Below are 10,342 nucleotides of genomic sequence, written 5' to 3'. Positions count from 1 at the left end.
CTTTGGGGAGATTTCGGGAAATCCGTCGTTGTGCCGTTATGTCCCTTGTTTGGGGGCTATCCCCTGTTCGGGTTACATTCCACATTGGTCGTCAATCGATTGGTGGAATCGCCCTGGCGTTCCCGAGCGAGTCGGGTCGGTGTCCGCGACCGCCGGTCCTGCGGCGCGGCCCGGACGGCGGAGCGCGGTTGACCCATTCGGCGGAGCCAGGTCTCCTCGGAGATCGTCCGATGTGGATTTACGTAGAAGTTCGAACGAGTGGGCGACGTCGTCGCGCTGCTGCGTGTGGCGGGACGCATCGAGGCCACGCTCACCGCGGAACGCTGTTGGTCGCCCGGTCAAGGCGAGCAGGGGTGGGGCGCAGCGCTGCCCGGGGAGCTCCTGGGTTAGCAGGTCAACCGGTGCAGGTGAACTCCACGGCGTGCCAGCCGGTTGCGCCGTCCGGGACGACCGGGCGGCGCTCCGGTGTCTGCGTCCTGCCGGTCCGGTCGGTGGCGCGGCATTCCACGACGTGACCACCGGGCGGGAGGCTCATGGTGGCGCGCCACATCCGCCAGGTGTCCCGGCTGACGTCGGTGGCGAGTTCGGCGGGCTGCCACCGGCCGCCGTCGGCGCGGACCTCGACCCGGTCGATGCCGGCGTGCTGGGCCCAGGCGATGCCGGCCACCGTGACCGGCCCGGCGGGCACCACCGCCCCTGCCCGGGGGCGGTCGATGCGGGACGCGGTCTTGATCGGCGCTTGCCGGGCCCAGCCCCGCCGCTCCCAGTAGTGCTGCCGGTCGAAGGTGGTGACCTCGGCGTCGACCAGCCACTTTGTCGCCGACACGTAGCCGTACAGCCCGGGAACGACCATGCGGACCGGAAAACCGTGCTCGGTGGGCAGCGGCTCGCCGTTCATGCTGACGGCGAGCAGCGCGCCCCGGTCCGGTTCGAGCAGCACGTCCAGCGGCGTGCCTGCGGTGTAGCCGTCGACGCTGGTGGTGAACAGTTGCTGCGCGCCTGGCCGGACTCCGGCCTCCAGCAGGAGATCGCGCACCGGCACGCCGACGAACGTGGCCGTGGAGATCAGCCCGCCGCCGACCTGGTTGGACACACAGGTGATCGTGATCGTGCGGGCTTCGACCCGGCGCTGCAGCAGTTCGTCGTAGCTCAGCACCAGTTCCCGTCGCACCATGCCGTGCAGCCGGAGCCGCCAGTCCTCGGCGCGGGACTGCGGCACCACCAGCGCGGTGTCGATCCGGTAGAAGTCCCGGTTCGAGGTCAGGAACGTCGGTGTGCCGGAGGCGACGAAGTCGGCGCCGGGCGGGATGGGCGGCACTGGGACCTTCGGGATGCGGGCGGCTGCCGCGAGCTGCGAGGAGATCACGCCAGCGCCCCGTTGCAGGAACCCGCCGACGATTCCGGCCGCGCCCGCGCCGAGCACCACCAGGGACGAGGTGATCAGGAATCGCCGACGGCCCGCATCCGCCTCGGCCGGGGCATCACCGGCCATCTCCGCAATGTGGTGCAGCAACCGGAACACGACGACCCCGACCACCAATGCCGTCAGCGCTGCCGCCACGCCGTCCCTGGGGCGGGACATCGCGGCGGCCACTCCGACGAGCCCGAACAGGCCGATCACGATCGCACCCGGCCACCAGCGCCGCCGGGACAGCAGCCCCGCGAGCGCTGCCAGCAGCGCGATCACGAGCACCATCCCGGTCTGCAGCGCCAGCTTGTCGGCGGTGCCGAACAGCGAGATTGCGAGTTCCTTCACCGGCTCCGGCGTCAGGTCGACGAACGCGCCGCCCACCGCAACGAACGGTGCCGGGCTGTCGGCCAGGCCTGCCGCGAGGTGTCCCGCGCCAAGCGCGGCGCCCGTGGCGAGCAGGCCGACTACGGCGGCACGCAGCCGCGGGATCGGTACCGAGTTCATGCTTCCCATTCGACGCCGCCCACCCCCGCATGCGCCACCGGCCGCAAGGCCTCCGGTCGGTGCCGACCGCCCTTGCCTTCGGGCGTGCGAATTCTGGGAACCGGTGGGGCTGGGTCCATCGGATCGGCCGTCGCCGACGCAGTAGCCGACCGTGGGCACGAAGTCGTGCTGCGTGACTCGTTCCTTCCTCCGGCGCAGGGGATCGAGCCGGGCGCGCCACCGGTTGGTGCGCGGCGACGTGCGGGAGATCGACGTGGTGTGCGAGCTGCTCGACAGCGCGAACGCAGCGCTCGGCCTGGCCGAAGACGGCGTTGGCGGATGGTTGGCTTCCGGTCGGCCGCCGATGCGCAGCTGCCGCGCGAGGTTCCCCCGTCTGGCTCCGACACAGGTGCGCGAAACCTTGGCCACGCGGTGCCACCGGCCTGCGCGGGGCCGCGCTGCCGCGGCTTGACCGATGTGGACACGACGGAGGACGCGGTGCGGGTTGCGGACCTGCTGCTGGCTTCGCGATTCGTCGCGAGTTTGCCGGTCCCGTCGACGTGCCGGAAAGTCGCCGACGGGTCACGCGGGGAGAACGGCCGTGCCGGTGTGTCCGGGACAATGTTGACGCCACCCCGTGCGGGCGTTGATGATCCACCGGTACGAACAGCCAAGGAGTCCTTTGTGGACTCTCGAGGAAGCCGGGAATGAGCCTTGATGTCGGAATCGCGCCGTTGCGGTCGATTCGTTCCGTTGGTGCGAACTTTCCCTGATTTTCGGCACACTTGCTCCGAACGGGCAGTTTTTCCGTTATCCCGTCTCATTTATCCCGCTGATCCCGTTGAACATGAACGGTATGCAGTATGCTGCATGCATTCGGGATCGTGGCGAGTCGCGCCGGAACCGACCCCCGGCCCTGACGCGCGTTGGCGTACGGAGGTGGAGTGCCGATGAACTTTCCGGTGTGGGTGTGGATCGCGACCCTGGTGGCGCTGGCCGCGCTCATCGTCGGCGACCTGGTGTTCGTGGGTCGCCGGCCGCACGCGGTCGGGGTCCGGGAGGCGAGCCTGTGGGTCGCCGGCTACGTCGCACTCGCGGGCCTCTTCGGCGTGCTCCTGCTCGCCTTCGCCGGGCCCACCAGCGGCGCGGAGTTCTTCGCCGGTTACGTGACCGAGTACAGCCTCTCGGTCGACAACCTATTCGTGTTCGTCATCATCATGTCGCGGTTCGCGGTGCCGAAGGAGCACCAGCACCGCGTGCTGTACCTCGGCATCGTGCTCTCGCTGGTGCTGCGGGGCGTGTGCATCGCCGCCGGGGTCGCGGCCCTGAACGCCTTCAACTGGGTCTTCTACATCTTCGGCGCCTTCCTGATCTACACCGCCATCAAGGTCGCCAGGGACGGTGCCGGTGACGAACCGGAGGACCCGGACAACGCGGTCGTCCGCGCGCTGCAGCGCGTGCTGCCCACATCCGATTCGTACGACGGCGGCAAGCTGACCACGCGGGTCGACGGGCGGCGGATGTTCACCCCGATGGTCGTGGTCGTCGCCGCGCTCGGGCTCGCCAACGTCATCTTCGCGCTGGACTCGATGCCCGCGATCTTCGGCCTCACCAAGGATGGCTTCATCATCTTCACCGCGAACGCCTTCGCGCTGATGGGGCTGCGGCAGCTCTACTTCGTCATCGGCGGGCTGCTGGACCGCCTGGTGTACCTCAGCTACGGCTTGGCGGTGGTCCTCGGTTTCATCGGGTTGAAGCTGATCATCGAGGCTTTGCACGGCTCGCACATCGACGAGATCCGCTTCGCGGTACCGGATATCGGTATCGCCGCGTCGCTGGGCTTCATCGTCCTCACCCTGGCGGTGACGACCGTGGCGAGCCTGCTCCGCGCCCGTTCGACCGCGAAGAGGCCCGAAGAGCCCGTCGAGGTGCGTGAGCCCGCGCACAGCGGCGACCACAGCGCATGACCTGGCGGGTGGGTGGCGGTATCCACCGCCAACTCACACTGGAGGCGCGTTCGTCAGCACGTCGGCTGCGATGACGCCCGCCATCCAGCAAGGATCCGAATCGACCGGGTTGCCCCGTCTCTCCAGCCCGATTTGGAAGTTCACCGCGAACTGCTCATCGCGCGCGGTGCTGACGTAGAAATCGCACGAGTCGTCATTCGCGTCGAAGTGCACCACCGCAGGGCGGTGATCAGGGTGGTACGTGTGGTGCGCACGGTGATGCCATGCGGTTTCTGTCGTCGGTGCGTGCGTGCTAGGTGGCTGGTGTTTTGGGTGGCTAAGGATCGGTGTGTCTCTCCCGGTTGAGGTGATCGTTTTGGCAGGATGGTCGGGTGACGAGGCCGCGCTGCAAGCCGGGCGGGCGCGTCAAACCGACCCCGCCTGGCGGGCCGACTACCGCGCCACCCGCCCCAAAGTCGAACGCAAAATCGCTCATCTCATGCGCCACCGCCACGGCGGGCGCCGGGCCCGCGTCCGAGGACTGCTGAAAACAGCCGCCGACTTTTCACTGCTGGCCGCCGCGGTCAACCTCGCACGCCTCGGCATCCTCGGGATCGCCCGCACGGCGACCGGATGGACCACGACCACCGCCTGACCAGGCCCCAGCGGGCCCGCCAAGACACGCACGAGCCCCCCGGTCAGGGCATACCGGCAACGATCACGCCCGAGTCCCGCCACACCGCCGAACCCGATCGATGAGAACCCGCGACCACACCGACCCGCTCAACAAACACAGAACAGATCAAGCCCCCACAAACCCCGTTCGACACCAGCCACCTAGCGCTCCAGCCGCACTTCGTAGTTTTTGGTCTGTCTGCGCTGGTAGTGGGCTTGTCGGGCGCGGTATTGGTGGGGGCCGTGGTGACCTGCCCTGCCGGGCACACCGCCCCCATCCGCGCCCGCGAGCGTCACGCCGGAGCGGCCAGCTTCGGCGCCGCCTGCGCGGCCTGCCCACTGGCCGCACAGTGCACCACCGCGAAGACCGGCCGCACGCGCCGACGAAGCCTACGGCGGGGACTCAAAGTTCCGATCCTGGCTGGAAGATCAGCGCATCGGCTACGTCGTGGCTGTGCCCAGTAATCAGACCATCCCTGCGGTGGCCGGCACGTCCCGCGCCGACGTGCTCGTGGCCCACGCACCCGATGACGCGTGGAAACGCCGCAGTTGCGGGGATGGCGCCAAAGGGCCGCGACTGTTCGACTGGGCCGTCGCCGAATTACCGGCCTACCCCGACACCACCCCGCCCGGCTGGGGACGGTGGCTGCTGGCACGTCGCTCGCTGACCCGCAACAGCAAGGGCGACTACGAGATCGCCTACTACTTGTGTTGCGCCCCAACAGGAACGACCGATGAGGACCTCATCCGGGTGGCCGGGGCACGGTGGGCGATCGAGGACTGTTTCCAGACCGCCAAGACCGAAGTCGGCCTGGACCACTATCAGGTCCGCCGCTACGACGCCTGGTACCGACACATCACCCTCGCGATGCTTGCCCACACCTACCTGGCCATCACCGCGGTGATCGCCCCAAAAGCCCTGGCAACGGCCTCATCCCAATCACGCTGGGCGAGGTCAAGCGTCTCCTGGCACACCTGATCACCACCCTGCCCGACCGTGTCGTGACCTGGGCCTGGTCGCACTGGCGCCGACGTCACCAATACCGCGCCCGACAAGCCCACTACCAGCGCAGACAGACCAAAAACTACGAAGTGCGGCTGGAGTACTACACCACCCTGCCCGACCGTGTCGTGACCTGGGCCTGGTCGCACTGGCGCCGACGTCACCAATACCGCGCCCGACAAGCCCACTACCAGCGCAGACAGACCAAAAACTACGAAGTGCGGCTGGAGTACTAAGTGCGTTAAACCGTCCACAACGGAATCGCTCGGACCTGCGGGATCTTCAAAGTCACAGGTCAAGGCGCTGTTGATGGCTACCTTGACACGGTAGCGCTCATGCGCGGTGTTTGTGTGGGTCGACGGCGTAGTGCCAGCAAGTCCTGCGAACAAACCGCGCAGGAACGGCAGACGTCGCGGTGCGGAGGGAGTACACCGCGACGTCTGCTCGCCTCGGTGTAACCGAGGGGCCTTTTCAGCGCTTGGCGTTGCTGCGATACCGGGCGTCCTCAGGTGGCAGGTGTGTGGGATGCGTAGGCAGGCTGGTCGCGGGCAACGGTTGATGTACCGAACACGGCGGCAACTTCTACAGCGGCCCCGCCGGGCAGGCTGTAGAGACCGACGGCGGCGCGGGCCGGGGCTAGGCCGCCGAGTGCCTTCCCGATTGCTTCGGTGGCACCGTCGGCAACGTAGGAGTGATCGGTGAACTCTGCGGTAGTTCGGACGTAGACGGTCAGGCTTACCGCGTCGGTGAGCGTTCTGCCAGCTGACCTCCCTACTGCTTGGGCGGCTGCGACGGCGCGGCGGGCCGCGATACCGGCGAGTTCGCGTGCCCGCGCGGGGGTGACTTCCGAGCCGACACGCCCGCTTTCGATCATTGCGCCGTCGAGCCGGGGAGTCATTCCGGCCGTGAAGATCAGGTCTGACGCGAGCCGGGCGACGGCGTAGTCGCCGTGCGGGGTCGGCACATCCGGGTTTGATTCCCGGGGGGAGCCGCTCACAGCTGCGGGCCGATCGGGCATTCGGTGAGCACCTCGTGGCCGGTTTCGGTGATCAGGACGGTCGCGGAGAGCCCGATGCCGGCGACGCCGGCGATACGCAGCGTCGGTACGACGTGGATGACCTGATTCGGCTGGAAGGTTTTCTGCTCGTTCTCTCCGAGCGAGAGCAGGTGGCCCTCTCCCCAGTCGGGGGCGAAGGCGATGCCGACTGAATATCCGCTGCGCTTGCGGTAAGTGTGGGCGAGACCTGCGTCCGCGATCGCGGCCTTGCATGCAGCGTGTGCGGCGGCGGGGGAGCCTCCGGGGCGGACCTCGGTCAGTGCGGCCGCGCGAGCGGCGTCGCAGGCCACCGCCATCCGGGCGGCGTCGCCGGTGAGTTTCCCGGTCCAAACCGTGTGCATCAGCGGCGCGTTGTAGCGGCCGTAGGTCGCGGACATCTCGAGCAGGACGGCCTCGTCACGCTCGATCCGACGGTCGGTCCAGCTGGCGTGGATCGTGCCGGCTCGCGGCCCGGATGCGACGAACGGCTCCATGCCGAAGTACTCAGAACCTGCCTCCACCAGCGACGCGAAAGCCGTTGCGGCGACCGAACGTTCTGTTGCGCCGGGTACTGCGGCCCGGGCTGCCGCGGCGATGCCGGCGTTCGTCGCGGCGGCCGCACCGCGGATTTGCTCGATCTCCGCGGGCGACTTGATCAGCCTTGCGGCGGCGATGGCGCCGTCGATCGCAGCTGTGGTGGCACCGGCCTTGCGGATGCCATCGGTGAGCCGGTGGAACGGCTCGGGCGGCAGGAACCACGAGCGCTCTTCGACGCCGACTGCCCGCGCGCTAGGAGCGAGTTCGGCAAGCAGCCGGACGGTCTCGGCGACCGGGTCGGAGCTGTCGGCGAATCCGACGACCTTGCTGAAGTACGTGGTGGCGTGTGCGTTCTCGGTCTCGGTCTGCCGCATGAGCAGAGCCGCCTCGCCGTCGGCTGTGACGATCAGGCACTGGTAGGTGTAATACCCGGGCGTGGCGTGCCCGGACAGGTAGCAGACGTTCTCCGGGGTGTGGACGACCGCAGCGTCGAGGCCCGCTGCCTTCAATGTCGCACGGAAGGTGTCTAGACGACGGGCGTATTCGGTCTCGTCGAATACGGGTGACATGGTGTCGCTCCTGTTCTGGCGCGGCCTCAGCGGCCGTGGCGAGCTCAGCGAAAGGGTCGGTCAGCTGGGGTACGGCTCGGTGCTGGTGAGGGATTCCGCGAGGATCGCTCGGTAGAGGCCGACCGAGGCGGCGAGTTCGTCGACGACCACGTGCTCGTCGACGGCGTGCATGACCTCGAGTTGTCCGGGGCCGCACACCAGGGTGGGCACGCCAGCTGCCCGGAAGTGGGTCATGTCGCAGTTGACGGTCAGCCCGCCGAGCGAATCGTCGGCGTCGTTAGCGGCCAGCGCGCGGCGTGCCCCGACGACGAACGGGTGGTCGCCGGGGGTTTCCGAGGGGCCTCCTGTGCTGGGGGCGAGTTCGGCGACCGACGCCGTCGCGCCTGGGGTCTGCTCGGCGAAGCGGGCGAGTACCTCGTTGATGGCGGTGAGGACGGCGTCTGGGGACTCGTCGGGCAGCAGTCTGCGGTCCAGGGTGATGCGGCAGCGCTCGGGCACCGCGTTGGGCGCTTCTCCACCGCCGACCAGTACCGGGGTGCAGGTGGCTGCGCCCAGCAGTGGATGGCGGCGTCCGCCGAGCTCGGTGGCGTAGTCCTCGAGCAGGCCCAGCAGCTGGCCGGCTGCGACGACCGCGTTCACCCCGAACTGCGGTGTGGCCGCGTGTGCCGAGCGGCCGACCACCTCGATGACCGGGCGGATCGAGCCTTTGTGCGCGGTGAGCAGCCGCATCCCAGTAGGTTCGCCGACGATGACGGCATCCGGGAGTCGCCCGGCACCGACCAGCTCAGGTACCAGGCGGCGGGCACCGGCCGAGTCGCCCTCTTCCTGTGACACCGCGGAGTAGACGATCTCGCCGGTCGTGATCGTGCCGGACTGTGCGAGCTCGATCGCGGCGCAGGCCATCGCCGCGAGTGGTCCCTTGGCGTCGGCGGACCCGCGTCCGAACAGCCGTCCGTCGCGGACTTCCGGCTCGAACGGTGCGCTCGTCCACCCAATTCCGGCAGGCACGACGTCAAGGTGCGAGTTCAGCATGATCGACCGTCCGCCGGCGCCGAGTCGCAGGCGCGCGGTGAGGTTCACTTTGCCGGGGGCCAGCGTGTCGATGGTCGTTTCGAATCCCGCCGCCGCCAACGCCTCGCCGAGCAGGGCGGCGGTGCTTTCCTCTTCGCCTGTCGGGTTGGTCGAGTCGCACGCCACTAACGAGGTTAGGAGATCGACGACGTCAGGAATGCGTGAAGTCTCCGGTCTTGTGGCGCGGGTCGTGGTGGTCATTTCAAGTCCTCCGCGGGGGCAGGTCGGTGGTCCGGGCCGCCCGGGGCCACCGAGTCAGTGATGGTCCAGGCGACCCGCGCTGGTGAGCGGTGCGTGTGCTGGGTAGCGAGGGACAGGCGTGGCTGATCAGGCTGGGGCGACGGACCCGACCACGTCGATGATGCGGTCGAGCGCCGCGTCCCACCGGGCCTCGTCTTGGGCGAAGCACAGCCGCATGTGCCCCAGTCCGGCACGACCGAACTGGTAGCCCGGATTGACCACGACTCCGGCCTTCTGCTTCAGCGCGAGCGCGACGTCTTGGTCACGCGCTCCGGTCAGAATCTTGGGGAAGACGTAGGCGCTGCCGTAGCTGGCGTTGACCCGCAGCACGGACGAGGTGTTGATCTTCTCGACCGTAGTGTCGCGCAGGGCTTGGTACTCGACCAGCTTTTTGGCCAGGAACTCCTGGTCCTCCGCGATCCAGTGCGTGAGCAGGTGCTGCGCGTATGCGGGAGCGCGGAGGGCACTGACCGACTGCAGGTCCTCCATCGCGTCGACCAGATCCTTGGGGCCCACGGCCACGCCAAGGCGGTAACCCGACAGTGACTCGGTCTTCGACGGGCCGAGCAGGGTGACGGTGCGTTCGGCGAGGCCATCGACGGCGGCGAGGTGGTAGAACGGCTCGTTCTCGTACACCAGGCGGGTGTAGAGCTCGTCGGCGATTACCGTGAAGTCGTGCTGTTGGGCGAGGCGTGCGATCGCCTCGATCGTGTCCTGGCCGTAGATAGCCCCGGTGGGGTTGTTGGGGTGTGAGAAGACCATGAGGCGTGGCTTGTTCGCAGCCGCGCGCTCCAGCGCATCGAGGTCCAGGGTCGGGCGCGTGCCTCGACCGGTGGCGCTTTCGTCCGGCCAGATCATCGGGATGCGTTCAACGCGGGCACCGAAGTAGCGCAGCATGCGTTCGGTGGACAGGTAGTCCGGGTCGGGCAGGAGCACGAGGTCGCCAGGCGAAAGGATTGCGGCGAGGGCGACGAACAGCGCACCCTGCGTCCCCGGGGTGAGGATGACGTCGGCCGATCCCGTCGCGGGTACGCCGAGCACGGTTGAGACGTTGTGTGCCACAGCCTCACGGACGGCCCGGTCGCCTCGGTACGGCGTGTACGTCATCCCTCCGCCGCCGGCTGCCTCGACGAAGGTCGGCAGTGCCCACTCGGGCGGCGGGAAGCGGTGGGTGTCGGCATAGGTGGCGTCAAGTAGATCCTCAGGCCCAGGCGCATTCTCCAGCTCGCGCTCGGCCTCACGCAGGGATTTGCCCAGCGTGTCGGAAAGCTCCGGCAGGGACAGGCGGTTGATGGCATCGGGCAGTTGAGCCACAGCACTTTTCCTTATCTGATTTCGTGTGTTTATGGGTGTTGGTCTTGACGGGGCCGC

At 68.3% G+C, this 10,342-nt stretch carries 10 protein-coding genes; 4 read left to right on the top strand and 6 right to left on the bottom strand.

All coding sequences use genetic code 11. The annotated features are described in order from the left end of the window. Positions 1-258: 258 nt before the first annotated feature. Complete coding sequence (locus SSPN_RS61755) at positions 259-390, top strand: hypothetical protein (RefSeq protein WP_010309554.1); 132 nt, start codon at positions 259-261, stop codon at positions 388-390. A 4-nt stretch (positions 391-394) separates the two neighbouring features. Here SSPN_RS61755 and SSPN_RS0123105 read toward each other — a convergent pair whose 3' ends face one another. Then, complete coding sequence (locus SSPN_RS0123105) at positions 395-1,915, bottom strand: molybdopterin-dependent oxidoreductase (protein WP_010309551.1); 1,521 nt, start codon at positions 1,913-1,915, stop codon at positions 395-397. Between the two features lie 929 nt (positions 1,916-2,844). Between SSPN_RS0123105 and SSPN_RS0123095 the strand changes: the two genes are divergently transcribed. Continuing rightward, positions 2,845-3,861 (top strand): TerC family protein, encoded by a 1,017-nt coding sequence (locus SSPN_RS0123095; RefSeq protein ID WP_010309546.1) that lies wholly within the window; start codon positions 2,845-2,847, stop codon positions 3,859-3,861. Between the two features lie 33 nt (positions 3,862-3,894). Here SSPN_RS0123095 and SSPN_RS0123090 read toward each other — a convergent pair whose 3' ends face one another. After that, entirely contained in the window at positions 3,895-4,077 is a 183-nt protein-coding gene (locus SSPN_RS0123090) for a hypothetical protein (protein WP_010309544.1), read from the bottom strand. A gap of 139 nt (positions 4,078-4,216) precedes the next feature. Between SSPN_RS0123090 and SSPN_RS45255 the strand changes: the two genes are divergently transcribed. Both SSPN_RS45255 and SSPN_RS45250 read left to right on the top strand, forming a co-directional pair. Next, complete coding sequence (locus SSPN_RS45255; protein ID WP_237710699.1) at positions 4,217-4,495, top strand: transposase; 279 nt, start codon at positions 4,217-4,219, stop codon at positions 4,493-4,495. 276 nt (positions 4,496-4,771) lie between these two features. Further along, entirely contained in the window at positions 4,772-5,494 is a 723-nt protein-coding gene (locus SSPN_RS45250) for an IS701 family transposase (RefSeq protein WP_202798939.1), read from the top strand. Between the two features lie 529 nt (positions 5,495-6,023). On the opposite strand, the gene SSPN_RS45245 is transcribed toward SSPN_RS45250, so the two are convergent. From SSPN_RS45245 to SSPN_RS0123055, 4 genes are all read right to left on the bottom strand, one after another. After that, entirely contained in the window at positions 6,024-6,536 is a 513-nt protein-coding gene (locus SSPN_RS45245; protein ID WP_044574815.1) for a RidA family protein, read from the bottom strand. Next, positions 6,512-7,660, bottom strand: coding sequence for a M24 family metallopeptidase (locus SSPN_RS0123065; protein WP_010309533.1), 1,149 nt, complete (start codon positions 7,658-7,660; stop codon positions 6,512-6,514). The genes SSPN_RS45245 and SSPN_RS0123065 overlap by 25 nt, the downstream gene beginning before the upstream one ends. 60 nt (positions 7,661-7,720) lie before the next feature. Continuing rightward, on the bottom strand, positions 7,721-8,932 hold the full coding sequence (locus SSPN_RS0123060; RefSeq protein ID WP_029535637.1) for a M20 family metallopeptidase: 1,212 nt from the start codon (positions 8,930-8,932) through the stop codon (positions 7,721-7,723). Positions 8,933-9,058: 126 nt separating this feature from the next. Beyond that, positions 9,059-10,285, bottom strand: coding sequence for an aminotransferase class I/II-fold pyridoxal phosphate-dependent enzyme (locus SSPN_RS0123055; RefSeq protein WP_010309527.1), 1,227 nt, complete (start codon positions 10,283-10,285; stop codon positions 9,059-9,061). Positions 10,286-10,342: the final 57 nt, after the last annotated feature.

This window comes from Saccharopolyspora spinosa NRRL 18395 (genome assembly GCF_000194155.1).
Classification (GTDB): Bacteria; Actinomycetota; Actinomycetes; order Mycobacteriales; family Pseudonocardiaceae; genus Saccharopolyspora; species Saccharopolyspora spinosa.
Note: the sequence above shows the minus strand (reverse complement) of the source record. Positions and strands in the feature narration are given on the sequence as shown.

Bases quoted from the DNA above. Each gene is read 5' to 3' on its own strand.
- SSPN_RS0123095 (WP_010309546.1), top strand. From the start codon at position 2,845: ATGAACTTTCCGGTGTGGGTGTGGATCGCGACCCTGGTGGCGCTGGCC.
- SSPN_RS0123065 (WP_010309533.1), bottom strand. From the start codon at position 7,660: ATGTCACCCGTATTCGACGAGACCGAATACGCCCGTCGTCTAGACACC.
- SSPN_RS0123060 (WP_029535637.1), bottom strand. From the start codon at position 8,932: ATGACCACCACGACCCGCGCCACAAGACCGGAGACTTCACGCATTCCT.
- SSPN_RS45245 (WP_044574815.1), bottom strand. From the start codon at position 6,536: ATGCCCGATCGGCCCGCAGCTGTGAGCGGCTCCCCCCGGGAATCAAAC.
- SSPN_RS0123105 (WP_010309551.1), bottom strand. From the start codon at position 1,915: ATGAACTCGGTACCGATCCCGCGGCTGCGTGCCGCCGTAGTCGGCCTG.